This window comes from Streptomyces sp. NPDC029956, from assembly GCF_055574655.1.
In genome coordinates, this window is sequence record NZ_JBVHZJ010000045.1 from 19,496 (window position 1) to 43,333 (window position 23,838).

The 23,838-nt window shown below is 73.4% G+C and carries 22 protein-coding genes; 9 read left to right on the forward strand and 13 right to left on the reverse strand.

The genetic code is table 11. From position 1 onward, the window contains the following. Positions 1 to 6: 6 nt before the first annotated feature. Positions 7 to 4,656, reverse strand: a complete 4,650-nt coding sequence (locus ACZ4XX_RS29055; protein WP_468510825.1) for an Lhr family ATP-dependent helicase — start codon at positions 4,654 to 4,656, stop codon at positions 7 to 9. Positions 4,657 to 4,768: 112 nt separating this feature from the next. Here ACZ4XX_RS29055 and ACZ4XX_RS29060 point away from each other — a divergent pair, with 112 nt between their 5' ends. From ACZ4XX_RS29060 to ACZ4XX_RS29070, 3 genes are read left to right on the forward strand one after another with little or no spacing between them, the layout of a single operon-like run. Then, positions 4,769 to 5,638, forward strand: coding sequence for an AraC family transcriptional regulator (locus ACZ4XX_RS29060; RefSeq protein ID WP_468510826.1), 870 nt, complete (start codon positions 4,769 to 4,771; stop codon positions 5,636 to 5,638). Positions 5,639 to 5,648: 10 nt separating this feature from the next. Beyond that, positions 5,649 to 6,389 (forward strand): AzlC family ABC transporter permease, encoded by a 741-nt coding sequence (locus ACZ4XX_RS29065; protein WP_468510827.1) that lies wholly within the window; start codon positions 5,649 to 5,651, stop codon positions 6,387 to 6,389. Next, positions 6,386 to 6,694, forward strand: coding sequence for an AzlD domain-containing protein (locus ACZ4XX_RS29070; protein WP_383583208.1), 309 nt, complete (start codon positions 6,386 to 6,388; stop codon positions 6,692 to 6,694). The genes ACZ4XX_RS29065 and ACZ4XX_RS29070 overlap by 4 nt, the downstream gene beginning before the upstream one ends. Before the next feature lie 199 nt (positions 6,695 to 6,893). Here the strand turns inward: ACZ4XX_RS29070 and ACZ4XX_RS29075 are convergent, their stop codons facing one another. Then, positions 6,894 to 7,823 (reverse strand): hypothetical protein, encoded by a 930-nt coding sequence (locus tag ACZ4XX_RS29075; protein ID WP_468510828.1) that lies wholly within the window; start codon positions 7,821 to 7,823, stop codon positions 6,894 to 6,896. A gap of 79 nt (positions 7,824 to 7,902) precedes the next feature. On the opposite strand from ACZ4XX_RS29075, the gene ACZ4XX_RS29080 reads away from it, so the two are divergent. Continuing rightward, positions 7,903 to 8,097 (forward strand): DUF3046 domain-containing protein, encoded by a 195-nt coding sequence (locus ACZ4XX_RS29080; protein WP_229314520.1) that lies wholly within the window; start codon positions 7,903 to 7,905, stop codon positions 8,095 to 8,097. Positions 8,098 to 8,551: 454 nt separating this feature from the next. Beyond that, on the forward strand, positions 8,552 to 9,775 hold the full coding sequence (locus tag ACZ4XX_RS29085) for an AI-2E family transporter (protein ID WP_468510862.1): 1,224 nt from the start codon (positions 8,552 to 8,554) through the stop codon (positions 9,773 to 9,775). An 83-nt stretch (positions 9,776 to 9,858) separates the two neighbouring features. Here ACZ4XX_RS29085 and ACZ4XX_RS29090 read toward each other — a convergent pair whose 3' ends face one another. The 4 genes from ACZ4XX_RS29090 to ACZ4XX_RS29105 all read right to left on the reverse strand — a co-directional run bounded on the left by ACZ4XX_RS29090 (position 9,859) and on the right by ACZ4XX_RS29105 (position 14,235). Next, positions 9,859 to 10,638: a cytochrome d ubiquinol oxidase subunit II gene (locus tag ACZ4XX_RS29090; protein ID WP_468510829.1), complete on the reverse strand. Its 780-nt coding sequence runs from the start codon at positions 10,636 to 10,638 to the stop codon at positions 9,859 to 9,861. Between the two features lie 87 nt (positions 10,639 to 10,725). Then, positions 10,726 to 12,069 carry a cytochrome ubiquinol oxidase subunit I gene (locus tag ACZ4XX_RS29095; RefSeq protein WP_468510830.1) on the reverse strand — a complete coding sequence of 448 codons (1,344 nt, stop codon included), beginning with the start codon at positions 12,067 to 12,069 and terminating at the stop codon, positions 10,726 to 10,728. A 142-nt stretch (positions 12,070 to 12,211) separates the two neighbouring features. After that, entirely contained in the window at positions 12,212 to 12,880 is a 669-nt protein-coding gene (locus ACZ4XX_RS29100; protein ID WP_055604269.1) for a response regulator, read from the reverse strand. Further along, the gene (locus tag ACZ4XX_RS29105) at positions 12,877 to 14,235 is read right to left on the reverse strand and encodes a sensor histidine kinase (protein WP_468510831.1); all 1,359 of its coding nucleotides are present in this window, start codon (positions 14,233 to 14,235) and stop codon (positions 12,877 to 12,879) included. Before ACZ4XX_RS29105 ends, ACZ4XX_RS29100 begins: the two co-directional genes overlap by 4 nt. Before the next feature lie 69 nt (positions 14,236 to 14,304). Here ACZ4XX_RS29105 and ACZ4XX_RS29110 point away from each other — a divergent pair, with 69 nt between their 5' ends. Further along, on the forward strand, positions 14,305 to 14,757 hold the full coding sequence (locus ACZ4XX_RS29110) for a hypothetical protein (protein WP_468510832.1): 453 nt from the start codon (positions 14,305 to 14,307) through the stop codon (positions 14,755 to 14,757). Here the strand turns inward: ACZ4XX_RS29110 and ACZ4XX_RS29115 are convergent. Next, positions 14,754 to 16,457, reverse strand: a complete 1,704-nt coding sequence (locus tag ACZ4XX_RS29115; protein ID WP_468510833.1) for an IucA/IucC family protein — start codon at positions 16,455 to 16,457, stop codon at positions 14,754 to 14,756. The two genes, ACZ4XX_RS29110 and ACZ4XX_RS29115, sit on opposite strands and share 4 nt — an antisense overlap. Before the next feature lie 47 nt (positions 16,458 to 16,504). Here ACZ4XX_RS29115 and ACZ4XX_RS29120 point away from each other — a divergent pair, with 47 nt between their 5' ends. Next, positions 16,505 to 18,079 (forward strand): IucA/IucC family protein, encoded by a 1,575-nt coding sequence (locus tag ACZ4XX_RS29120; protein WP_468510834.1) that lies wholly within the window; start codon positions 16,505 to 16,507, stop codon positions 18,077 to 18,079. 5 nt (positions 18,080 to 18,084) lie between these two features. Here the strand turns inward: ACZ4XX_RS29120 and ACZ4XX_RS29125 are convergent, their stop codons facing one another. From ACZ4XX_RS29125 to ACZ4XX_RS29135, 3 genes are all read right to left on the reverse strand, one after another. Beyond that, positions 18,085 to 18,651: a DUF3291 domain-containing protein gene (locus ACZ4XX_RS29125; RefSeq protein ID WP_468510835.1), complete on the reverse strand. Its 567-nt coding sequence runs from the start codon at positions 18,649 to 18,651 to the stop codon at positions 18,085 to 18,087. Positions 18,652 to 18,683: 32 nt separating this feature from the next. Further along, positions 18,684 to 19,382, reverse strand: coding sequence for a helix-turn-helix transcriptional regulator (locus ACZ4XX_RS29130; protein WP_468510836.1), 699 nt, complete (start codon positions 19,380 to 19,382; stop codon positions 18,684 to 18,686). 320 nt (positions 19,383 to 19,702) lie between these two features. Next, positions 19,703 to 20,326, reverse strand: a complete 624-nt coding sequence (locus ACZ4XX_RS29135) for a GOLPH3/VPS74 family protein (protein WP_468510837.1) — start codon at positions 20,324 to 20,326, stop codon at positions 19,703 to 19,705. A 490-nt stretch (positions 20,327 to 20,816) separates the two neighbouring features. Between ACZ4XX_RS29135 and recA the strand changes: the two genes are divergently transcribed. Both recA and recX read left to right on the forward strand, forming a co-directional pair. Continuing rightward, positions 20,817 to 21,953: a recombinase RecA gene (recA, locus tag ACZ4XX_RS29140; RefSeq protein ID WP_468510838.1), complete on the forward strand. Its 1,137-nt coding sequence runs from the start codon at positions 20,817 to 20,819 to the stop codon at positions 21,951 to 21,953. A gap of 4 nt (positions 21,954 to 21,957) precedes the next feature. Next, positions 21,958 to 22,524, forward strand: coding sequence for a recombination regulator RecX (recX, locus tag ACZ4XX_RS29145; protein ID WP_468510839.1), 567 nt, complete (start codon positions 21,958 to 21,960; stop codon positions 22,522 to 22,524). A gap of 75 nt (positions 22,525 to 22,599) precedes the next feature. Here the strand turns inward: recX and ACZ4XX_RS29150 are convergent, their stop codons facing one another. The 3 genes from ACZ4XX_RS29150 to ACZ4XX_RS29160 form a co-directional block, all read right to left on the reverse strand. Further along, on the reverse strand, positions 22,600 to 23,010 hold the full coding sequence (locus tag ACZ4XX_RS29150; RefSeq protein WP_468510840.1) for a rhodanese-like domain-containing protein: 411 nt from the start codon (positions 23,008 to 23,010) through the stop codon (positions 22,600 to 22,602). Next, the gene (locus tag ACZ4XX_RS29155) at positions 23,007 to 23,648 is read right to left on the reverse strand and encodes a cupin domain-containing protein (RefSeq protein WP_468510841.1); all 642 of its coding nucleotides are present in this window, start codon (positions 23,646 to 23,648) and stop codon (positions 23,007 to 23,009) included. The genes ACZ4XX_RS29150 and ACZ4XX_RS29155 overlap by 4 nt, the downstream gene beginning before the upstream one ends. 103 nt (positions 23,649 to 23,751) lie before the next feature. Continuing rightward, positions 23,752 to 23,838 (reverse strand): putative leader peptide, encoded by an 87-nt coding sequence (locus ACZ4XX_RS29160; RefSeq protein WP_311605579.1) that lies wholly within the window; start codon positions 23,836 to 23,838, stop codon positions 23,752 to 23,754.

Below are 23,838 nucleotides of genomic sequence, written 5' to 3' on the forward strand. Positions count from 1 at the left end.
TGCTGCCTACGCGCGGAGGCGGAGGCCTCTCGGGGTGGCGACGAAGCCCGCCTTCTCCATAGGGGCGGCCAAGGGCGATGTCAGGGACGTCGCTCCGTTGATCCGCTCCACCGTCACCGTGCCCAGCGTGCCCGCCTTCGCGGATGTCGCCAGGGCTTCCGCCGCCGCCTTCAGGGCCGGGTCGTCCGGGTCCGTCTGCCAGGACAGGAGCGTCTTGCCACCGCGCTCCATGTAGAGCGTGAGCTCGCCGTCGACCAGGACCACCAGAGCGCCCGCCTTGCGCCCCGGCTTGTGGCCGGCGCCCGTCGGCGGCTCGGGCCAGGACAGCGCCGCCCCGTAGGCGTTCGCCGGGTCCGCCGCAGCGAGGACCAGCGCGCGGGGGCCCGCCGCGGCCTCCGCTCCGCGGTCGCGGGCGGTCGCGGCGGCCCGCAGGCGGTCCACCGCCCCGTCCATCGCGAACTGGGCCGCGCCGAGACCCTCGACCACATAACCGCGCCGGGCCTGCCCGCTGTCCTCGAAAGCGGCCAGGATCCGGTACGTGGCGGAGAAACCGCCCTCCACGCCCTCGGCCGCCACCGCGCCCCGGGTGACCACGCCGTGCCGGTCGAGGAGGGTGCGGGCGAGGGCGTGCGCCCGGTGGGTCGGTTCCGGCTCCGGCGGGGGGAGCAGGGACCAGCGGCCGGAGACCGTGGGCGGACCGGTGCGGGAGGCGGTGCGGGCGGCCGCGGTCAGCGTGCCGTACCGGCCGCGCGGGACCGTGCGGCGCGCACGGTGGGCGGTGGAGCCGGCCGTGCGGCCCGAACCGAGGAGCGCGCGCAGCGGGGCCAGGGTGTCGTTGGTCAGGCGGCCGGACCAGGCCAGGTCCCAGAGGGCGTCCGCCAGCTGCGGGTCGGTGGCGTCCGGGTGGGTGGTGGCCCGGATCTGGTCGGCGATCTGCCGGAAGAACAGGCCGTACCCGCCGGAGAGGGCCGTGAGCGCCGACTCGTGCAGCGCGGACAGCTCCAGTGGGTGCGGCTGCGGGAGGAGCAGCGGTGCCGCGTCCGCCAGGTAGAGCGAGACCCAGCCGTCCTTGCCCGGCAACGCCCCCGCTCCCGCCCAGACGACCTCGCCGGTGGTCGTCAGCTCGTCGAGGAGGGCCGGGGAGTAGTCGCGGACCCGGGACGGCAAGATCAGCTTCTCCAGGGCCGATGCGGGCACCGGGGCGCCCTGGAGCTGTTCGATCGCGCGGGCGAGGCCGTCGATGCCGCGCAGGCTGTTGCTCCCCAGGTGCTGCCACTGCGGCAGGAAGGTGGCGAGCGCCGCGGGGGGCACCGGCTCCAGTTCGTGGCGCAGGGCGGCGAGGGAGCGGCGGCGCAGCCGGCGCAGGACGGTGGCGTCGCACCACTCCTGGCCGATGCCGGAGGGGTGGAACTCGCCCTGGACGACACGGCCCGAGGCGGCGAGCCGCTGGAGGGCGCCGTCGGTGACGGCCGCGCCCAGGCCGAAGCGGGTGGCGGCCTGGGAGGAGGTGAACGGGCCGTGCGTCCGGGCGTACCGCGCGAGGAGGTCGCCCAGCGGGTCCTTGACCGGCTCGGTGAAGGCCTCCGGTACGCCGACCGGCAGGGCTGTGCCCAGGGCGTCCCGCAGCCTGCCGGCGTCCTCGACGGCCGCCCAGTGCTCCCGGCCGCCGATCCGCACCCGGATCGCCCGGCGTGCCGCCTCCAGCTCGGCCCCCCAGCCCGCCTCGGCGCCGCGCTCCGTCAGCTCGGCGTCGGTCAGCGGGCCCAGGACCCGCAGCAGGTCGGCGACGCCCTCCACGTCCTTGATGCGGCGGTCGTCGGCCAGCCACTGGAGCTCCTGCTCCAGCTCCGTCAGGACGTCGGCGTCGAGCAGCTCGCGCAGCTCCGCCTGGCCGAGGAGCTCGGCGAGCAGCCGGGAGTCGAGGGAGAGCGCAGCGGCCCGCCGCTCGGCGAGCGGGGAGTCGCCCTCGTACAGGAACTGCGCCACGTAGCCGAAGAGGAGCGAGCGGGCGAACGGGGAGGGTTCGGGGGTGGTGACCTCGACCAGGCGGACCCGGCGGGCCTCGATGTCCCCCATCAGCTCCGTCAGGCCGGGGAGGTCGAAGACGTCCTGGAGGCACTCGCGGACGGCTTCGAGGACGATCGGGAACGAGCCGAACTCGCTCGCCACCTGGAGGAGCTGGGCGGCGCGCTGACGCTGCTGCCAGAGCGGGGTGCGCTTGCCGGGGTTGCGCTTGGGCAGCAGCAGGGCGCGCGCGGCGCACTCGCGGAACCGGGACGCGAACAGCGCGGAGCCGCCCACCTGGTCGGTGACGATCTGACCGATCTCGCCCTTGTCGAAGAGGGCGTCGGCCGCGCCGACGGGCGCCTTGTCGGCGTCGAACGTCGTGTCGAGGTGCCGTCCGGGGTCGACCGGTTCGTGGTCGAGGAGGTCCAGGCCCATGTCCAGGCCCATCAGGTCGGCGTCCGGGAGCCGCAGCACGATGCCGTCGTCCGCGTGCATCACCTGCGCGTCCATGCCGTACCGCTCGGCGAGCCGCGCGCCGAGCGCCAGCGCCCACGGGGCGTGCACCTGCGCGCCGAACGGGGAGTGGATGACGACCCGCCAGTCACCGAGCTCGTCCCGGAAGCGCTCGACCAGGATCGTCCGGTCGTCGGGCACGTGGCCGCAGGCCTCGCGCTGTTCCTTGAGGTACGCCAGGACGTTCTCCGCGGCCCAGGCGTCCAGGCCGGCGGCGAGCAGCCGCAGTCGTGCGTCGTCGTCCGAGAGGGCCCCGACCTCGCGGAGGAACGCGCCCACGGCCCGGCCCAGTTCGAGCGGGCGGCCCAGCTGGTCGCCCTTCCAGAACGGCAGTCTGCCCGGCACCCCGGGCGCCGGAGTGACCAGTACCCGGTCCCGGGTGATGTCCTGGATCCGCCACGAGGTGGTGCCGAGGGTGAACACGTCGCCGACCCGGGACTCGTACACCATCTCCTCGTCGAGCTCGCCGACCCTGCCCCCGCCCTTCTTGGGGTCCGAGCCGACGAGGAACACACCGAAGAGGCCCCGGTCGGGGATCGTGCCGCCCGAGGTGACGGCGAGCCGCTGAGCGCCCGGCCGCCCCGTGACCGTGCCGGCGACCCGGTCCCAGACCACGCGCGGGCGCAGCTCGGCGAAGGCGTCCGACGGGTAGCGGCCGGCGAGCATGTCGAGCACGCCCGTGAACGCCGATTCGGGCAGCGAGGCGAACGGCGCCGCCCGACGCACCAGGGCGAGCAGGTCGTCCACCTGCCAGGTGTCGAGCGCGACGATGGCCACCAGCTGCTGGGCCAGGACGTCCAGGGGGTTGGCGGGAATCCGCATCGACTCGATCGCGCCCGTGCGCATCCGCTCGGTGACCACGGCCGCCTGCACCAGGTCGCCCCGGTACTTGGGGAAGACCACACCCGTCGACACCGCGCCGACCTGGTGCCCGGCGCGGCCCACGCGCTGGAGCCCGGAGGCCACCGACGGCGGCGACTCGACCTGCACGACCAGGTCGACCGCACCCATGTCGATGCCCAGCTCCAGGCTGGAGGTGGCCACCACGGCGGGCAGCCGGCCCGCCTTCAGGTCCTCCTCCACCTGCGCCCGCTGCTCCTTCGACACCGAGCCGTGGTGGGCGCGGGCGAGCAGCGGCGGGGCGCCCTGGGCCGCACCGGACTGGGCCATGATCTCCGCCGGGGGAGCCCCCTCGGGGAGGGGTTCGCCCGTCGCCCGCTCGTACGCGATCTCGTTGAGCCGGTTGCACAGCCGCTCCGCGAGCCGGCGGGAGTTGGCGAAGACGATCGTGGACCGGTGGGCCTGGACGAGGTCGGCGATCCGTTCCTCGACCTGTGGCCAGATCGACGGCTTGTCGCCGCCGTCCTTGCCCTCTGAGGCGGGGGAGCCCCCCAGCTCGCCCATGTCCTCGACGGGGACGACGACGGAGAGGTCGAACTCCTTGCCCGAACGCGGCTGCACGATCTCCACGGCACGCCCCGGCGACAGGTACCGGGCGACCTCGTCCACCGGGCGGACCGTGGCCGACAGGCCGATCCGGCGCGCGGGGCGGGGCAGCAGCTCGTCCAGCCGCTCCAGGGAGAGGGCCAGGTGCGCGCCCCGCTTGGTGCCCGCGACCGCGTGGACCTCGTCCAGGATGACCGTCTCCACGCCCGCGAGTGCCTCACGGGTGGCAGAGGTCAGCATCAGGAACAGCGACTCGGGCGTGGTGATCAGGATGTCCGGCGGCCGGCTCGCGAGCGACCGGCGCTCGGCGGGCGGGGTGTCGCCGGAGCGGATGCCGACCCGGATGTCCGGCTCGGGATGGCCGAGCCGCACCGACTCCTGCCGGATTCCGGTCAGCGGCGAGCGCAGGTTCCGCTCGACGTCCACGGCGAGGGCCTTGAGCGGTGACACGTACAGCACGCGGCAGCGCTTCTTCGGCTCGGCCGGCGGCGGCGCGGAGGCGAGCCGGTCGAGGGAGGCGAGAAAGGCCGCCAGGGTCTTGCCCGAGCCGGTCGGAGCGACGACGAGGACGTCGGACCCCGCCCCGATGGCGGTCCAGGCGCCCTCCTGCGCCGCGGTGGGCGCGGTGAAGGCCCCGGTGAACCAACTGCGGGTCGCGGGGGAGAACGAGTCGAGCGCGGACCTGGCCATGTCCCCCATCGTGCACCCCTGCACTGACAACGGCCCGGACCTGGGGATATCCGGACCGGGCATGTCCGCGGGCACGACGGCGGTCCCCTCGGCCCTGCCGCAGAATGGAGACATGGCGAGCGGGGAGCGGGCACGGTACTGGCAGTACTCCGAGCTGCCCGGGGTCGACCTGCTGCACGCCCACTACATCCACAAGGCCTTCGCCCGGCACACACACGAGACCTTCGTCTTCGCCGCGATCACCGAGGGCGTCGAGGCCTTCCACTACCGCGACGATCTCGTTCATGCGGGCCCCGGGCAGATCGCCCTGGTGAACCCCGACACCCCGCACACCGGGCACGCGGGCGTGCCCGAGGGCTGGACCTACCGGACGATCTACCCCGACGCGGAGATCGTGCGGTCCATCGCCGCCGACACCCTCGCCCTGCGCGGCTCGGTCGGCTTCACCACGCCCGTCGTGGACGACCCGTACGCCGCCCGGCTCGTCGTCGGTGTCCACCGGGCCGCGGAGGAGGGCGACGCGCTCGCCGCCGACAGCCTGCTCCGGCTGGTCACCGCCCGGATGCTGCGCAGCCACGGCGGGATCGTCACCCCGCTCCCGCCCCGCTCGGCGGGCGCCAGGAACGCGGCACGCGCGCGTGCGGTCCTGGAGGACCGCATGATCGAGCCGCCGACCCTGGAGCGGCTCGCCACGGACCTCGGCACCAGCCCCTTCGCCCTCCTCCGGGCCTTCCGGGACGCGTACGGGATGCCGCCGCACACCTGGCTGACCGACGCGCGCGTGCGCCGGGCCAGACAGCTGCTCGACACGGGGACGCGCCCGGCGGAGGCGGCCGCGGCCGTCGGTTTCACCGACCAGTCCCACCTCAACCGGCATTTCACCCGCAGCGTCGGGGTGCCGCCGGGGGCGTACCAGCGCGCGCGGGGCATCGCGGGCCCCGCCGCAAGAACGTACAAGACCGGGCCGCCGGGGCTCCCGTAACGTCCCTGACGTGGCAGAACAGACAGCACCTCCCGTCATACGCGACGGCACACCGGCCAAACCCGACGCGGCCGTCGTCCGCGACGCCCTCGGGGTCGGCGTCGCCGTCGGCCTCTCCGGCTTCGCCTTCGGCGTGACGTCGGCGGGCTCCGGCCTCAGCGTCCTCCAGACCTGCGTCCTCAGCCTGCTCGTCTTCACCGGCGCCTCGCAGTTCGCCCTTGTCGGAGCGCTCGCCGCCGGCGGCAACCCCTTCACGGCCGCCGCCGGGGCCTTCTTCCTCGGCACCCGGAACGCCTTCTACGGGCTGCGACTCTCCCAGCTCCTCGCCGTGCCGAGGGCCGTCAGGCCGTTCGCCGCGCACTGGGTGATCGACGAGACCACGGCCGTCTCCCTGGCCCAGCCGACCCGCCGGGCCGCCCGCATCGGCTTCACCGTCACCGGACTCACGCTCTACGTCCTGTGGAACGCCACCACCCTCCTCGGGGCACTCGGCGCCGAGGCGATCGGCGACACCGCCGCCTGGGGGCTCGACGCGGCCGGACCCGCCGTCTTCCTGGCCCTGCTCGCCCCCATGCTGAAGTCCGCGACCGAGCGGGCCACCGCCGGGATCGCCGTCCTGCTCGGTCTCGGTCTGCTGCCCGTGCTGCCCGCCGGCGTCCCGGTCCTCGCGGCGGCCCTCGCCGCGCCCCTGGTGCTCTGGCTCCAGGGCCGCCGGATCGGCCCCACCGGACGAGAGAAGGACTCACGATGAACGTCTGGATCGCGATCGCGCTGACCGCCGCCGGGTGCTACCTGGTGAAGCTGGCCGGCCTGCTCGTCCCCGCAGGCGCGCTGGAGCGCCCGCTCGTACAGCGGCTCGCCGCCCTGCTCCCCGTGGCGCTGCTCGCCGCGCTCACCGCGCAGCAGACGTTCAGCACGGGCGGCGCCGTCGTCCTGGACGCCCGCGCCGCCGGCCTCGCCGCGGCGGCGGTCGCCCTCGTCCTGCGGGCACCGTTCCTGGTCGTGGTGGGCGCGGCCGTCGCCGTCACGGCGGGGGTACGGGCGCTGGGCTGGTGACCTGCGGCGGAGCGGCTTCGTGGCGGTGACCAGCGGCAGAGGTGCTCCGCGGGGGTGACCTGTGTCGGAGGGTTCCGGGGTGGTGACCTGTGTCGGAGGGGTTCCGGGGTGGTGACCTGCGGCGAAGGAGGCTTCGCCGAAGCGACCTGCGGGCGAGGGGCCTCTGCTCCCGAGGGGCCCTGCTCGCACCGCCCCGAGGTCATTCGAGCGGGCGGCCGTGGGCGCGGAGGGTGCGGAGGGCTTCGACCGTGACCATCGGACGGCATTCCAGAGCCGTGCCGGGGGCCCAGGTGCGCCAGCGGATCGGCCAGCCGCCGTCCTCCCGCTGATCGGCGGCGAGCCGGTCGAGCGAGCGGCCCATCTCCTCCTCCGTGAACCAGCGGGTCGCCAGGGAGTCCGGCACGCGCGCGTAGTCGTGCGGGAAGTGCAGCTCCCCGGGCGCGTACCCGTCCGCCACCGGGTAGTCCTCCTCCCGGTCCGGGTCCAGTACGGCGAGCCGCTGCTCCCGGACCATGCGCCCCAGCCGGTCGGCGGCCGCTTCCGCACGCGCGCGGTCCGGGGCCCCGTCGAGGAAGGCGACGGCCGCCTGCACCTCGTACGGATGCGACTTCTCGAGGGACTCGACCGCCGACCAGCAGAACTCGGTCGCCCGGAACAGCCACGCGTGCCAGACCTGGTTGCGGTGCAGCACCCCGACCACCGGACCGGTGCTGAGCAGCGCGCTCGGCGGTGAGTCGACGACCGGGACGAACGGCGCGGACGGGTAGGGGCGCTGCGACGGGTGGATCGCCGGGAGCGCGCCCTCGTGGGTGGAGACGTCCGTGAGGTAGCGGCAGATCCGCTCCACGCGCAGCCCGCCGCAACGGCCGATGGAGTCCAGCACCCGCAGCGCGTGCGCGGTGTGGAGGGGCTGGCTGACGGGCCCGCGGAGATCGGGTTCGAGGGCGTGTCCGTAGCCGCCGTCCTCGTTGAGGTACGCCGAGAGGGCGGTCTCCACCTGATCCGCGCCACCGCGCAGGAAGTGGTAGGCGAACCGGCGCTGTTCCAGGACACGGGCCGTCAGCCAGATGAAACGCTCGGCGCGGGCCAGGGGGGTCGCTGTGGGGGAGGAGAGTGGTTTTTCGGCCATGCTCCGACCGTAGGGCGGAAAGTCGCGGTGACAAGGGCTATGGAGCGGGCTGCACTCTTGGGAGCGTGATACTGGGGTCATGCGGTTGACGATTTTCTGGGAACGGATGGCGGACCACTTCGGTGCGTCCTACGCCGAGTCCTTCGCGCGTGACCATGTGATGGCCGAGCTCGGAGGCCGGACGGTGCACGAGGCGCTGGATTCCGGCTGGGAGACGAAGGACGTGTGGCGGGCCGTCTGCGCGGCCGTCGGCGTACCCGCCGACAAGCAGTGACCGGACGTCGACGGGCGGTCCGGTCCGCCGCGCCGCCGGAGAGCACTCCCCACCGCCACCGGGCCGGTCACGGCAGGTGACCGAAGGGGATGTGGGGGGTCCGGGGTGGAATGTCCGTGCGGTGCGCGAGACTGGCGGGGTGGCTCCTCCGACTGACGACACCGACGGCTCCGACGACATCGATGACACTGACGGCTCCCACGACACCGAGCACACCGACGGCTCCGACCTGACGGCATCGACGGGTTCGACCGGATCGACGAGCGGTTCGACCGGACCAGATGGATCGACCGGTTCGACCGGACCCGCTGGATCGACCGGGCCCGCTGGACCGGCTGCGTCGGCCGGGGCGGTCGCCTCGACCGGACCGTCCGGCTCCGCCGTCTCCACGGCGCCGGGTGGCAGCGGCGACGGCGGCGGTCCAGCCTCCGTGTCCGCCGCCCGGGCGGCCCAGATGCCGCGGTGGCTGCCGCGCGCGCTCGTCCTGGCCCTCGCGCTCTACTCCGTCTTCCTCCTCGGCAACTGGGCCTTCCACCAGCTCGTAGGCCTCCTCGTCAACATCCTGCTCGCCTTCTTCCTCGCCCTCGCCATAGAACCGGCGGTCGGGCGCATGGCGGCGCGCGGAATGCGCCGGGGGCTCGCCACCTTCCTCGTCTTCTTCGCCGTCCTGATCTTCGGCGTCGGCTTCGTCGTCCTCCTGGGGTCGATGCTCGCCGGCCAGATCGTGGACATGGTCGAGAACGTCCCCAAGTACCTCGACTCGCTGATCAACTGGATCAACCAGACCTTCCACACGGACCTGTCGAGGGTCGAGGTCCAGGACAGCGTCCTGAGCTCCGACTGGCTCCAGAAGTACGTCCAGAACAGCGCGTCCGGTGTCCTCGACGTCTCCGCCACCGTCCTCGGCGGCCTGTTCCGGCTGCTGACGATCTTCCTGTTCTCGTTCTACTTCGCGGCCGACGGGCCCCGGCTGCGGCGCGCGCTCTGCTCCGTCCTGCCGCCCGCCCGGCAGACCGAGGTGCTGCGGGCCTGGGAGATCGCGGTCGACAAGACCGGCGGCTATCTGTACTCGCGCGGACTGATGGCCCTCATCTCCGGTGTCGCGCACTTCGTGCTCTTCGAGATCCTCGACGTGCCGTACGCACCCGCGCTCGCCGTGTGGGTCGGCCTGGTCTCGCAGTTCATCCCGACCATCGGCACCTATCTGGCCGGCGCGCTGCCGATGCTGATCGCCTTCACCGTGAACCCCTGGTACGCGCTGTGGGTGCTCGGCTTCGTCGTGATCTACCAGCAGTTCGAGAACTACCTGCTCCAGCCGAAGCTCACGTCGAAGACGGTGGACATCCACCCGGCGGTCGCCTTCGGCTCGGTCATCGCGGGGACGGCGCTGCTCGGGGTCGTCGGCGCGCTGATCGCCATCCCGGCCGTCGCCACCCTCCAGGCCTTCCTCGGTGCCTACGTGAAGCGGTACGACGTGACGGACGACCCGCGCGTCCACGGGCACCGGCGGTACGGGGAGGCCGTGGTCGCGCGGCTGCAGAAGGCCCTCCACCACAAGAAGGAGAAGGAGCTCGCCCGGGAGGCCCGGTCGGCGTCCAAGGAGGGCCCGTCGTCGCGGTCCGAAGGTCCGTCGGCGGAGGAGCCCGGGGCCGGGCCGTCCCGGCCCGAGGACTCCTGAGCCTGTCCGTTCGGAGGATTCCCGAGCCCGCTCCTTCGAGGCATTCCCGAGCCTTGCCTCGGAGGAGGTCCTGAGCCTGCCCCTCAGAGGTACGACGGGCCGGTGACCCGGTGCCGGAAGGTGTGCCAGATCCACGCCTGGACGGCCACGAGCAGCGGTGTGACGACCAGCAGGGTGGGCACGAGCAGGCCGAGCGTGACGGGGGACGCCGCCCGCTCGGCCAGGGGCAGCGCACTGCCCGCCCAGAGGGGCAGCCCGCCCATCAGGGGCGCGGTGAGCGCGAAGGACTGCCAGGGGCGCCCTGCGTGTCCGACGAGCCTGCGGGCGCGCTCGTACGGCAGTCCCGTGAGCCGGAGCGTGGCGAAACCGAGCCCGTGCGCGGCGAACAGCGCGGCCACGGCGAACGCGGTGAGGAGGGCCGTCGCGCCGGTCGCGGGCGTGTACGGCCGCCCGGTGAGCAGGGCCGCGAGCAGCCACCCCCAGGACAGTGCGAGGGACCAGCTCCCGCAGGTCACCGCCGTGTCGCAGGCGGCGCGCCAGCGCGGACCCGGACCGCGGCCGCGGGACCAGAGGCCCGCGTCGCGGACGATCCAGCCGGTCAGCAGGGCCACGAGCACCGGGAACTGGCCGCTCAGGAGCTCGCCTTCGAGAGCGGGGAAGCAGCCGACGAGGACGCCCACGGTGGCCACCAGCCAGACCTCGTTGCCCAGGAAGAACGGGGCGAACGAGGCGAGGACCAGCCGCCGCTCGCGGTCGTTCCGGCCGAGCCAGGGTGTGAGCATGCCGGTGCCGATGTCCGCCCCGGCGAGGACGAACCAGCCCGCCGCGAAGAAGGCGAGCAGGGCGATGGCCAGGGTCTCCACGGGGGCTCCTCGGGCATTTCTGGGGGCAGGGACGGGGACGGTCGCTGGGGCTGGGGCTGGGGGTAGGGGCAGGGGGAAGCGGGCCGTTCAGTAGCGGGGGGCCGGGAGGGCGTCGGCCGGGTCGGGTGTTCCGTTCTCACCGTTGTTCCCGTCTCCGTCTCCGCCTCCATTCCCGCTCCTGCCGCCCCCGGTGGGACGTTCGTCGTGGCCGAGGCCGGCGTCGACCGGGCCCCGGCGCGCGTGGCGGGTGAGGAGCCAGGCGTTGAGCAGGGCGAGCAGGACGAAGACCGTGGTGAAGACGGTGAGGGAGAGACGCATGGTGCCGGGGGAGAGGTCCGAGACCGCATCCTCCGTCTTCAGCAGTCCGTAGACCACCCAGGGCTGCCGCCCGGACTCCCGGAACACCCAGCCGCTGATCATCGCGATGTACGGCAGCGGGACGGACGCCATCAGCACGAGATGCCACGGACGGAACCGGAAGACGACCTTCCTGAAGGCGGCCAAGATCACCCCGGCGAAGCACAGGTACATCATCAGCGCGAAGCAGATCAGCATCACCAGCGCGCCGCCCCTGGTCCATGCCTCCGAGGGCACGTAGTCACCGGGCCCGAAACGTTCCGTCAGCTCTGCCTGGACCCGTGCGATCTCCGCGGTCTTTCCGCTGAACACGGCTGACTTCATCGGCTGGAAGGCGTCGAGGACGGCGAACTGCACCCCTCCGAAGACGGCGGTCACCATCAGCGCGGGGGCCGAGAGGAACACTCCGATCCGCAGGCTGCGGCCGAAGAACTCCCACTCCGGGCTGCGCCGGAACAGGTGGTACGCGCTCACCCCGGCCATGAAGAACCCCGCAGTGAGCAGGGCGCCCGCCACGATGTGACCGAAGGCGAGCAGCGCGGAGGGGTTGGTCAGCACCGCGACCGGGTCGTCGAGGACGAGCTCGCCGTTCTCGGAGCCGTAGCCCACGGGGTGGTTGAGGAAGCCGTTGGAGACGAGGATCCAGTACGCCGAGACGTAGGCGGTCAGGACGACGATCCAGATCGCCGCCAGGTGGGCCCAGCGGTTGAGCCGGTTCCAGCCGAAGATCCACAGGCCGAGGAAGGTCGACTCGACGAAGAACGCCACGATCGTCTCGACGGCGAGCGAGGCCCCGAGGATGTTGCCCGCCTCGTGGGTGAGCCCGCTCCACGCCATGCCGAACTGGAACTCCATCACCAGACCGGTGACGATGCCGACCGCGTAGTTGATCACGTACAGCTGGCCCCAGAACCGCACCATGCGCGCGTCCAGCGGCTTCCGGCTGAACGTGGCCCGCGTCTGCAGCACGGCCACGACGGTCGCGAGCCCCAGGGTGAGGGCGACGAAGAGGAAGTGGCCGCCCGCCGTGAGGGCGAACTGCAGCCGCGCAAGATCGAGTACGTCCTGATTCACCCGATCAGCGTCGGCGTACGGTCAGGGGCCTGGCGTCACCCCCGGGTGGACAGTGGCCGTACCCCAGCGGTTGTGTCGGCCCACGCGCGCGTACCCCGTGAGTTGTGCCGAGGGTCCCGCCACTCAGGGGACCGGCTCCCGGTCAGGCCAGCCAGCCGGGCGTGATCATCCCCGACTCGTACGCCAGGATCACCAGCTGCGCCCGGTCCCGTACGGCCAGCTTGGTCATGATCCTGCTGACATGGGTCTTCGCGGTCGCGGGGGACAGGACGAGGCGGCCGGCGATCTCGTCGTTCGACAGCCCGGCGCCCACCAGGCCGAGGACCTCGCGCTCCCGCTCGGTGAGGGCGTTGAGCCGGGGGCTCGGGTCCGGCTGCCGGTCGGCCCGGCCCGCGAACTCGGCGATCAGGCGCCGGGTCACGGCCGGGGCGATCAGCGCGTCACCGCGCGCCACGACCCGTACCGCGTGCAGCAGTTCCATCGGCTCGGTGTCCTTCACGAGGAAGCCCGACGCGCCCGCGCGGAGCGCCCCGTACACGTGGTCGTCCGCGTCGAAGGTGGTCAGGATGACCACCCGTACCCCTTCGAGCCGCTCGTCGGCGGTGATGCGGCGGGTGGCCTCCAGGCCGTCGAGGACGGGCATGCGGATGTCCATCAGGACCACGTCCGGGCGCAGTTCGCGGGCGAGCGCGATCGCCTGCTCACCGTCCCCGGCCTCGCCGACGACCTGGAGGTCCTCCTCGTCGGAGAGGATCGACCGGAAGCCGGCCCGGACCAGGGTCTGGTCGTCGGCGAGCACGACACGGATCATCGGGAGTCCCTCTCGGACGCGTCGCGGTCGGACGCGGTGGTGTCAGGCGTGGTGGGTTCGGGCGTGGTCGGTTCGGGGGTGGTCGGTTCGGGGGTGGCGGGGTCTGACGGGCCGGGTTCGGACCCGGTGGGTTCGGGCGTGCCGGGGTCGGACGTGCCTGGCTCCGAGAATGGCAGTCGCGCGTCCACCCGGAAACCGCCGTCGTCCCCGTTCTCGGCGCTCAGCTCGCCGCCGAACGCACGGGCCCGCTCGGCCATGCCCCGGATCCCGCTGCCGAGCGGACGACCCTCCGGCGCGCCCTCGCCGTCGTCCGCGATCCGCAGCCGCACCGCGTCCGCGCCCCAGTCGAGAGTGATGCGGACGCTCCTCGCGCCCGCGTGGCGGGTGACGTTCGTCAGCGATTCCTGCACGATCCGGTACGCGGCCAGGTCGATGGGCGGCGGAAGGGGCACGGGCGTGCCCGTGACGTCCGTACGGACATCGAGACCGGCGCTACGCGCGCGTGCGGCAAGATCGCCGAGAAGCGCGAGACCGGAGGAGGACGGGGCCGTAGGCGTCGGATCGTCGGCGCGGCGCAGCACCCCGAGGGTGGCCCGCAGCTCGCGCAGCGCGTCCTTGCTGGTGGACTTCACCGCCTCCAGGGCCTCGGTGGCGGTGGCGAGCCCGGCTTCCGGGGCCGGCCCCTTGCCGAGGCGGTGGAGCGCGGCACCCGACTGGACGTTGATCAGCGAGATGCTGTGGCCGAGCACGTCGTGCACCTCCCGGGCGATCCGCAGCCGCTCCTCCGTGGCGCTCTGCCGGGCCCGGGCCTCGTGCTCCCGCTCGGCGGCCAGCGCCCGCTGTTCCACCTCGTGCAGATAGGCGATCCGGGTGCGTTGGGCCCGGCCCACCGCGACGAGGCTGATCAGCCAGCCGGCCAGCATGACGAGCGAGGTGTCGTCGATCTGCCGGTGCCCCGGCCGCTGCCGGATCTCGCCGAGCCCGACCGCGAGGAGGGTGACGGCGGCCAGCGCGACGGCGGCGGCGAAGCGGCCCTCCGCGGCGGTCGTGTACAGCGCGATCGCGAAGGCGATCATCAGCGGGCCGTCCTGGGCGGACAGCGGGTAGTAGACGACACAGGCGAGCAGCGTGACGACGGAGACGGCGACCGGCTGCCGACGCCGGAAGTACAGGGCTCCGCATCCGATCAGGATCAGCAGCCAGCCGAGCACCGTACGGACGGCGGGCTCGCTCGCGTACCGCGCGGAGACGAGCGTCCAGACGGCGACGACGAGCAGGACGGCACCCGCCACGACGGCATCTGCGGCCCGTGGCGAAAGACGCCCGCCGCCCGGGGAACGGAGGGGGAGGGACATGCGTCGAAGGATAGGCGGGACGGTTCGTGGGGGCGGCAGTGTGCGGGCCGACGGGCTTGGGGGGCTCCGATGATGTTCGGGTACTCGGACGAGTGGTGGGTGCTGCTGTTCGTGCCCGTGGTGCTGTGGGTGCCGTTCGGGCCCTTCGTCATGGGGGCCGTGGGGGTGTGGTGCGCCCGGCGGCCCGGGTGGTGGCCGCGGCTGTGGTCGGTGCTGCTGCCGCTGGTGCCGGTCGCGGTCTCGGCGTCCGTGATCATCCTGCCCGCGGACAGGTGGGACGACCCCACCTGGCATGAGGACGTGCTCGGTTACGTCCTGGTGTACGTCCTGGGGATCACCGTGCTGCCCTGGGTGCTGGGGTACGGGATCACTCGGGTGGTGCGGGGAGCGCGGGCGCGTCGGATGCGGGACCGTGACTGGGAGCGGGAGCGGGAGCGGGAGCAGGAGCAGGACAGGGGCGAGGGCGAGGGCCGGGGCCTGGAGCGGGTCAGGGGCGACAGTCAGGGGCGTACGGAGTCCTAGGCGGTCGTGAGCGGGTTGGGCACCGGGAGGTAGTGGGGCGCGGTGCCCTCCGCGCGGAGCCAGCGGGAGAGCAGGTTGGCCTTGCCGGGGACGGTGGGGGAGTCCAGCAGCGCCTTGACGTCGGGGAGCGCCGACAGCCCACCGCCCCGCTCGAACTCGGCGCGGGCCATCGCCCACAGCACGGGGGCCGACCCCGGGAATCGGTGGGTGAGGGCACCGGCGATCTCGGAGAGGTTGTTGACGACGAGGCAGTACACGAGCCTCCGCCAGGCCGCCGCGCGGGGCGTCTCGGGGATCGTCTTGGCGCCCTCGGCGTCGCGGAAGACGGACTGGACGGGGATTCCGTGGGCGTCCACCGAGATCAGGGTGTTCTGCAGGTGGCACTCCACGACGACACCGAAGCGGGCGAACGCCTCCAGGACCGGCGTCACGACGCATCGCAGATACGCCGCCCACCAGGGCCGGGGGTCGGCGATCCGGTCGAGGGGGTTCCCGGGGAAGCCCTCCGCGAGCGCGGCGGTCAGCACCGCGGTCGAGCCGGGGGTCAGGTGCCGGTCGAGGCCGTCCCGGACGAGGACGGCGCAGGTCTCGAAGAGGCCGTCCACCGTGCGGTAGCCGCGGTCGCTGAGCCAGGACGCCGGGCCGTCCATGGCGGCGAAGGCGGCGGTCACGGCGGGGTCGGTGCGGCGGACCTCGAGCAGTTCGTGGCGTCGCATCCGGCGGATGTCGTTGGTGATCCGCACGTCGAGGCTGAACTTGAGGAACATGTCCCCGGTCCCGGTGGTCCGCGCAGCGTCCTCGGGAAGGTGCAGGGTGCGGACCGAGGCGGTCGGCCGCGCTGCCCCGGGCGTGACGCCCAGCCGGACGATGCGTCCCTCGGCGAAGGCGGCACGCACGCGCGTGGCGCGGTCGGAGAGTGCGAGCTGCCAGGGGTGGGCCGGCAGCAGGCGGTAGCCCGGGGGCGCTTCTCCGAGGGTGTCCAGGGCCCGGGTGTCACCGTCCTCGACCACCGCGTCCTCGCGGACGCCGAGCAGGACGAGCGGGAATCGGGCGTACGCCTCGGGCGCGTAGCGCAGCCAGTCGGCGGTCGGGCCCTCGCCCAGGCGCGCCTTGGGGGCCGGGTGGTACGGGTGGCCCATGACCAGAGCCTGTTCGGAGCGCAGCCAGGGGTCCTCGGGCGGCGCCACGCGGGCGCGTGCGGCGAGCACGGCCTGGACGGCGGTGCGGCTGGCGGCCATCTCGGCAACCAGAGCGGGGTTGGCGCGGCCGGTGGAGGCGTACATCTCCTGGACGGCGAGGTCGACGAGCTCCGCGTGACCGAGGATGCGCCAGGCGCGGCCCGTCCAGAGTTCGGGGGCGGAGGGACGGTGGCCGGGGCGGACGCGCAGGAGGCGGCCGCTGACGCGCAGGCGGTGGACGGCGTACGGGGTGGTGCCACCGCTTCCGGATGGGCCAGGTGGGCCGGATGGGTCGGGTGGTCCGGGGGGCGTCTCCGTGGCCGGGCCTGAGGGCAGGCCCGTGGGCGGGTGGGTGGGCGGGTCCGTCGGCAGTCCTGCGGACGGACCCGCGGACGGATCCGCGGAGGGGTGCAGGGACGGATCCGCGGGGGCCTCCACCGCCGGGTCCGCCGCCTCTCGGAGCAGGCAGTTGAGCAGGGGCGTCACCGCCAGTGCGTCGGCGGTCCGCGCGAGTGTGTTCATCGCCTTCAGTATGTGTGGATCGCGTTCGACCGCGATAGAACAACCGTATGTGCCGAACCGTGTGCCGAACCGCCGCGGAGCGGACTCTGGCCGCCGAGCTGGACGTCGTACGCCCGGAGCTCACGGCGGCGTACGCGGCGGAGCTCCCGGGAGCCCGGGAGGCCGTGCTGACCCGGCTGTGGCGCGGGCTCGTGCACGAGCCGCTTCCCTGGGTCGCCGCGCGGGCGCCCGACCGCGAGGGCGTCACCCTGTACCTGGCGGACGGGCGTCGCCTGCGGGGGCCGCACTCGGATCCCTGGGCGACGAGGGCGTCGGTGTCCGCACTCGACCTGGCCGGCGCCCGGTACGACCATCCGGCTGACCTGGTGGCGGCCCTGACCGTTCCGCGGGGCGCGCGCCTGGCGGCCGAGCTCGACCACAGTGTCGCGTCGCTCGCCCTTTCCCGTACGGCCCCTCGGCGAACGGTGCCGCCCGTCCATCCGTGGGAGTGGGAGCAGGGCGAGACCGACGGGCATCCGTACCATCCGGGCTGCCGTTCCCGGCCCGGTTTCTCCGCCGCCGAGCAGCTCGCGTACGCCCCCGAACACCGGCCGCTGGTGTCCCTGCGGCTCGCCCCGGTCGCCGGCGCGGCGGTGTCGTTGTCGGGGGAGTGGCCGCGCGAACTCCGCGACGGCTCCTCCGTGCTGATCCCCGTACACCCGTGGCAGGCCCGGCACGTGCTGACCGGCCTGGCGCTGCGGCCCGGCCCCGACGCCCACCCGCTGCTGTCGCTGCGGACGCTCGACCTGGGCGGCGACCGGCACGTCAAGACCTCGCTGACCACGCAACTCACCTCCACCGTGCGGGACATCTCGGCGTACACCGTGACCCACTCCCTCGCGACGTCCGAGTTCGTCGAGGGGCTCGCCCGCCGGCTCGACGGCCGGCTGCGCATCGCCCGTACGATCGCGGCGGCGGGGGCGGGAACGGCCGATCTGGCGGCGCTTCTGCGCGAGTCGCCGCAGGTGTACGCGGACCCGGCGGCCGGGGAGCGTGTCGTTCCGGTGGCCGCCCTGCCCGCCCTGCTTGCGGCCCGTCCGGTGGGTGAACGGCTCGACCGCGTCGTCGAGTTCGCGCGCCTCGCGCTCGGCGTCTGCCTGGAGCTGCTCGACCTCGGGGTGGCCCTGGAGGCGCACGGCCAGAACCTGCTCGCCGTGGTCGACGCCGACGACCGGACCCGGCGCCTCGTCTACCGGGACCTCGCCGACATCCGCATCAGCCCCGCCCGCCTCGCCCGGCACGGCGTCCCGGCCCCGCCCGTCAGCGGCCGCCTTCTGAACGACGACCCGGCCGTGCTCCGCCGCAAGGTCCTCGGCAGCCTCGTCACCGGCGCGCTCGGCCCGCTGGCCGGTGACGCGCCGACCCTCGGCGCGGTCCTGGAGGCGGCCACCCGTGACCTCACCGCCACCCCGGACCTGCACGCCCTGCGGACGGAACCGCTGCCGGCGAAGGCGCTCACGCTGATGCGGCTGGTCGTGGGAGGCGGCGGGGGCGGGGACCTGTGGGCGGCGCTTCCGAATCCCTCGGCGGACGGGCGCAGCCGCGACCGGCGTGCCGGTGACGGGCATCGGAGCGCAGAGTAGCCGCCTCAGCCGACGCGTGACTCCTCGGCGGGCGCCGCATCGACGTGCTGTGCGGCCTCGGCGTGCTGTGCGGCCTCGGCGTGCCGTGTGGCCTCGACGTGCTGTGCCGTCTCGGTGGCGCTGTACGAGGAGGCGAAGGTGAACGCGCGCGGGGAGGGGCCGTTCGTCCGGAGCTCCGCCAGCCGCTCCAGGGCCTCCTCGACGCTCGGGACGTGCCCTGCGGGGACCCACCACAGCACCAGGTGCGACTCGACGTGCCGTGCGAACCAATCGCGGCGCCGCCGCATCACCTCCAGGTGGCCGCTGCGGTAGGCGAAGTCCCACAGGGCCTCCTGGGTCTCCCAGACCGACAGGTTGACGATCACGTCCTCGCCCGCCGGGCGCAGGGCGGTGGCGTCGGCCGCGCCGTCCTCCACCAGCCGCCACACGAAGCCGGGTGTGCCGTCCGCGGCGGCGTTGACCGGGTCGAGGAGCTCGACGAACCCCGCCAGGCGCGGGTCGTCGAGGGGGTGGAGGAGCGTGGCGACGTTGAGTTGGGCGAGGTGGGCGGCGGCGTGCGGGGATGCGGTCATGGCCTCATCCCAGCACGGCGCGGTTTTCTATGTCAATGAATGTTGGTTTTAGAAGTCTCGACCACGACGCAGCACTCGCCCGGCCGGGCGTCCATGCGCGCGCGTACGGCGCCGTCCGTGCCGAGGAGGCCTTCCAGGAGCGCGAGGTTCATGCCGCAGACGAGGGGCGGGAAGCGTTCGGCGACGGCGTGGAAGGGGCAGTTGCGCATGCGGACGACCGCGGCGGCGGCGCCTTCGGTGTGCGCGGTGTCCCCGGCGCCCTCCAGGTGCGGTTCGTAGCCGCGCGCCGCCAGCGCCCTCATCGCCTCCTCCAGGCCGCCGCAGGGCGCCGCCGAGCCGCGCAGCTCCTCGCCCCGGCGGCGTGCGGCCGCGCACAGTCCGACGTCGAGCCCGGCCTGCTCGGCCGCCTCGGCGAGCAGCTCGGCGGCTGTGCGGTAGTCGCGGGCCGGCAGGGACACCGACCGCTCGGCACGCGCCCGCGTGTAGACCTTGGCGGGGCGGCCCGCCCCCGGCCCCGAGCGGCCCGTCAGGCGGCGGCTGCCGCTCTCCAGGAGCCCGGCGCCGGTGAGCTTGTCCAGGTGGTGCGCGGCGAGCGTGCGCGTCACCCCGGCGGCCTCGGCGGCCTCGTTGCGCCCGACCTCACGGCCCTGTGCCGCCACGTACTCGTACAGGCGGCGCCGTACCGGGTCCTGCAGCATGGCGATCGCGTCGATGTCCTGCGTGTCCTCCATCCCGCCAGTCTAGGAACAACGCAGGTTGGACTTAGAAGGCCTCCACGCTGTGATCTTCGAAAGTGCCGGACCAGGGGGGCAGGGACGCCCGGGCCGTCCGTGCCGTCGGTGCCGTCCGTGCCCTGGGCCTGCGTACCGGCACACCGCGCTGGACGGCCGCCGTGCCCGGGGGCTGCGCCCCGGTCCGGGTGGCCGTCGCACTCACCGACGGCGACCGGGGCACCGACGGCGACCGGGGCGTCGACGTTCTCCTCGCCTGGACCGGTATGAACCCGGCATGTGAACCGTGGCCGGGGCCCGGTCCGGGCCCCGGCCCGGGCTCACGGTCCGCGCCAGATGTTGGCGAAGGCGGTGTTCTCGATGGTCCGCCTCTGGCGTACGGCCTCGAGTTCCATCACCGCGTCGTGGACGACGGCGACCACGGTCGTCACCGCCTCGTCGCCGAGGCCGGGCGCGTCGTCGAGGTCGGACTCGTCGTCGGACCGTCCGCTGCCGATGCCCACGGCCGAGGCGAGGGCGGCCAGGACGGGTTCGTGCTCCTCCCAGCGGTCGGTGGCCCGGCGGCTCGCGGGCGTGTCGGCCGGTTCCACGCGTTCCGGACCGAAGGGCAGCAGGCCGTTCCGCTTCCGCGTCAGCTCGCCGGCGCTCTCCAGCGCGGTCCGGTACGCGGCCGAGAGGTCGCGGCCCCGGCGCCACAGCCAGTCCTCGACGAGTTCGTGCGGCTCCTGGCGGGAGAGTTCCGCCGCGGCCTCGCCGAGGAGCCGGTCGTCCGGCGCCGACGGCTCGCCCGGCACGATGCGGTCGTCGTCCACGGTGACGGCCCCGGCGCCGAGGAGATCGATCAGCTCGGCTCCCGCGAGTGCGAGCGACAGGTCCCCCTGACCCACGGAATGGTCCGACCTCGGGTCCATGGCGATGATGAACAGGTCTTTCGCCGTGGTCATGAAGGCTCCCCTCGGAGACATCGACAAAGATGCGTTCCCGCCCCCACCCGACCGGTCCTGTCCGGGACCGATCGGGTACGAGGCGACGGTCACGATCAGTATCGCCCCCTGCCCGGATGTACGAAGCCCCGTCGTAGGAAAGGGAGTTCCGGCCGGCGGTCAGGGGTGCGGGCCTCTGGCCGCCGCGGAGGAGAGTGCCGCCCCGCGCACGGACCGTGATCCGAGCGCCGCCCTGCGCACCGATCGCGATCAGGTCGCGCGCCGCCGGGTCGCGACGGCGCCTGGCCGTCGCGACACGTCGGCGTGTCGTCCGGCGGGTGTGCTTGACACTGAAATCGAACATCCATTCTCATGGAAGCCCGGCCCTTGGAATCTCGGGCTTGTCGCCGAGTTGTCCACAGGCTGGAGGGGACGTCGGGGCCCATTGTCAGTGGCAGGGGTTAGCGTCTTTCACATGAAGCGATCGACTCAAGCAAACCGGGTGGAACCCATGGCAGGAACCGACCGCGAGAAGGCGCTCGACGCCGCGCTCGCACAGATTGAACGCCAATTCGGCAAGGGCGCCGTGATGCGCATGGGCGACCGCACCCAGGAGCCGATCGAGGTGATCCCGACCGGATCGACCGCCCTCGACATCGCCCTCGGCGTCGGCGGCCTGCCGCGCGGCCGTGTCGTGGAGGTCTACGGCCCGGAGTCCTCCGGCAAGACGACCCTGACCCTGCACGCGGTGGCGAACGCCCAGAAGGCCGGCGGCCAGGTGGCGTTCGTGGACGCCGAGCACGCCCTCGACCCCGAGTACGCCAAGAAGCTCGGCGTCGACATCGACAACCTCATCCTGTCCCAGCCGGACAACGGCGAGCAGGCCCTCGAGATCGTCGACATGCTGGTCCGCTCCGGCGCCCTCGACCTGATCGTCATCGACTCCGTCGCCGCGCTCGTCCCGCGCGCGGAGATCGAGGGCGAGATGGGCGACTCCCACGTCGGTCTCCAGGCCCGACTGATGAGCCAGGCGCTCCGGAAGATCACCAGCGCGCTCAACCAGTCCAAGACCACCGCGATCTTCATCAACCAGCTCCGCGAGAAGATCGGCGTGATGTTCGGCTCGCCGGAGACCACGACCGGTGGCCGCGCCCTGAAGTTCTACGCCTCGGTGCGCCTCGACATCCGCCGTATCGAGACCCTCAAGGACGGCACGGACGCGGTCGGCAACCGCACCCGCGTCAAGGTCGTCAAGAACAAGGTCGCGCCCCCCTTCAAGCAGGCCGAGTTCGACATCCTCTACGGCCAGGGCATCAGCCGCGAGGGCGGTCTGATCGACATGGGCGTGGAGCACGGCTTCGTCCGCAAGGCCGGTGCCTGGTACACGTACGAGGGCGACCAGCTCGGCCAGGGCAAGGAGAACGCCCGCAACTTCCTGAAGGACAACCCCGACCTCGCCGACGAGATCGAGAGGAAGATCAAGGAGAAGCTGGGCGTCGGCGTCCGGCCCGAGGCCGCCAAGACCGAGGCGGCGACGGACGCGGCGGCCGCCGCGGACACCGCCGGCACGGACGACGCCGCCAAGAGCGTCCCGGCACCCGCGAGCAAGACCGCGAAGGCGACCAAGGCCACCGCGGTCAAGAGCTGAACCGGTGACCGGTCGCACCGAATGGCCGGGTGACAGCCCCGACTCGTCGAGGGCCGAGAAGGAGCTGTCACCCCAGGACCCGGCCGAGCGGGCGCGGGCGATCTGCCTGCGCCTGCTCACCGGGAACCCCCGCACGCGCAAGCAGCTCGCCGACGCACTGCGCAAGCGGGAGATCCCCGACGAGGTGGCCGAGGAGGTCCTCTCCCGCTTCGAGGACGTCGGGCTCATCGACGACGCCGCCTTCGCGGGAGCCTGGGTGGAGTCCCGCCACCACGGCCGGGGCCTCGCCCGCCGGGCCCTCGCCCGCGAGCTGCGGACCAAGGGCGTCGAGCCGACTCTCATCCAGGAGGCGGTGGAGCAGCTCGACTCCGACCAGGAGGAGGCCACCGCGCGGGAGCTCGTCGCCCGCAAGCTGCGCGCCACCCGCGGTCTCGACCGCGACCGGCGCCTGAGACGACTCGCCGGGATGCTCGCCCGCAAGGGGTATCCCGAGGGCATGGCCCTCCGCGTCGTCCGCCAGGCGCTGGAGGCCGAGGGCGAGGACACGGACGGGCTCGACGAGTCCTTCTGATCCCCGGGGGAGATCAGAAGGACGCGTCCGGTTCCGTCCGGGTTCAGCCTTGTCCCGTCCGGGCTCCGTCCGGGCTCAGCCCCGTGTCGTCGGCAGCAGGACCGGGAGGCCCGCCGCCTTCCAGGCCTGGAAGCCGCCGATCAGGTCGGTCGCCCGCCGCAGGCCCAGACGGCGCAGGGACTCCGCCGCGAGGGAGGAGGCGTACCCCTCGTTGCAGAGGACCACCACCAGCAGGTCGTGGCCGGTCGCCTCCGGCGCGCGGTGGCTGCCCAGCGGGTCCAGCCGCCATTCCAGTTCGTTGCGCTCCACGACCAGCGCGCCCGGGATCAGGCCGTCCCGTTCACGCAGGGCCGCATAGCGCGTGTCCACCAGGAGCGCTTCACCCGTCTCGTACGCCTCGTAGGCGGCCCGCGGCTCGATGCGGTCGAGGCCGGACCTGACCTGCTCCAGGAGCTCGTCGATACCGACGTTGTCGCTGTCGCTCACTGCCAGTCCTCCGGGCGTTCGACCTGCTCGAGACGGAGCACCGCGCCCGTCCGGCTGAAGCGCCGGATCAGCGGGAGCGGCGGATAGTAGGCGTGCACCGAGACCGCGTGGGTGTCGGGGGACTCGTTGAGCACCTCGTGCACATGGTGACGGCCGAAGGCGCGGCCGCCGCCCTCCCCGAGCCGGCGGGAGCGGTCGAGGCCGTCGGCCAGCTCCAGGGTCTTCCAGCCGCTCGCCGGCAGCCGGACCGCCAGCGCGTTCTCGGTGAGGGTGCCGCGCGCGGTGGCGAAGGCGCCCAGAGACTCGGCGTGGTCGTGCCAGCCCGTGCCCGTGCCGGGCGGCCAGCCGATGAGCCAGGCTTCGCTGCCGCCGGGGCCTTCGAGCCGTACCCAGGTACGGCCCTCGGGGTCGAGCGGCAGGGAGTCGACCAGTTCCCGGTCCGCCGCCGTGCGCCGGACGAAGTCGAGAAGGTCGGCCGCCGTCGGGGTGCCGGGCGCCGGGGCGGCAGCAGCGGTGCGGGAGTCGGTGGAGGCATCGCGGGAGACGCCGGGAGAGGTGCCGACGGAGGTGCCGACGGAGGTGCCGACGGAGGTGCCGACGGCTGAGCTCAGGGAGCGTGCGGGGGCGGGTCGAGACACGGATGACCGTCCTGGGTTCGCTGAGAGCGCGCGGCGGCAGCACGGCACACGGGCGTACCTGGACGTACGGCGGTGGCGGGGCGCGCGCGGGGAAGGGGCGAGATCAGCAGGACGGGCGACACACGCAGCCCGCATAGCGGACGAGGTCCATATGGACCCTCCGCCACAGGCGCACATCGGTGTCGGTCAC

Bases quoted from the DNA above. Each gene is read 5' to 3' on its own strand.
- ACZ4XX_RS29055 (WP_468510825.1), bottom strand. From the start codon at position 4,656: ATGGCCAGGTCCGCGCTCGACTCGTTCTCCCCCGCGACCCGCAGTTGG.
- ACZ4XX_RS29060 (WP_468510826.1), top strand. From the start codon at position 4,769: ATGGCGAGCGGGGAGCGGGCACGGTACTGGCAGTACTCCGAGCTGCCC.
- ACZ4XX_RS29070 (WP_383583208.1), top strand. From the start codon at position 6,386: ATGAACGTCTGGATCGCGATCGCGCTGACCGCCGCCGGGTGCTACCTG.
- ACZ4XX_RS29075 (WP_468510828.1), bottom strand. From the start codon at position 7,823: ATGGCCGAAAAACCACTCTCCTCCCCCACAGCGACCCCCCTGGCCCGC.
- ACZ4XX_RS29080 (WP_229314520.1), top strand. From the start codon at position 7,903: ATGCGGTTGACGATTTTCTGGGAACGGATGGCGGACCACTTCGGTGCG.
- ACZ4XX_RS29085 (WP_468510862.1), top strand. From the start codon at position 8,552: ATGCCGCGGTGGCTGCCGCGCGCGCTCGTCCTGGCCCTCGCGCTCTAC.
- ACZ4XX_RS29100 (WP_055604269.1), bottom strand. From the start codon at position 12,880: ATGATCCGTGTCGTGCTCGCCGACGACCAGACCCTGGTCCGGGCCGGC.
- ACZ4XX_RS29105 (WP_468510831.1), bottom strand. From the start codon at position 14,235: ATGTCCCTCCCCCTCCGTTCCCCGGGCGGCGGGCGTCTTTCGCCACGG.
- ACZ4XX_RS29110 (WP_468510832.1), top strand. From the start codon at position 14,305: ATGATGTTCGGGTACTCGGACGAGTGGTGGGTGCTGCTGTTCGTGCCC.
- ACZ4XX_RS29115 (WP_468510833.1), bottom strand. From the start codon at position 16,457: ATGAACACACTCGCGCGGACCGCCGACGCACTGGCGGTGACGCCCCTG.
- ACZ4XX_RS29120 (WP_468510834.1), top strand. From the start codon at position 16,505: ATGTGCCGAACCGTGTGCCGAACCGCCGCGGAGCGGACTCTGGCCGCC.
- ACZ4XX_RS29125 (WP_468510835.1), bottom strand. From the start codon at position 18,651: ATGACCGCATCCCCGCACGCCGCCGCCCACCTCGCCCAACTCAACGTC.
- ACZ4XX_RS29130 (WP_468510836.1), bottom strand. From the start codon at position 19,382: ATGGAGGACACGCAGGACATCGACGCGATCGCCATGCTGCAGGACCCG.
- ACZ4XX_RS29135 (WP_468510837.1), bottom strand. From the start codon at position 20,326: ATGACCACGGCGAAAGACCTGTTCATCATCGCCATGGACCCGAGGTCG.
- recA (WP_468510838.1), top strand. From the start codon at position 20,817: ATGGCAGGAACCGACCGCGAGAAGGCGCTCGACGCCGCGCTCGCACAG.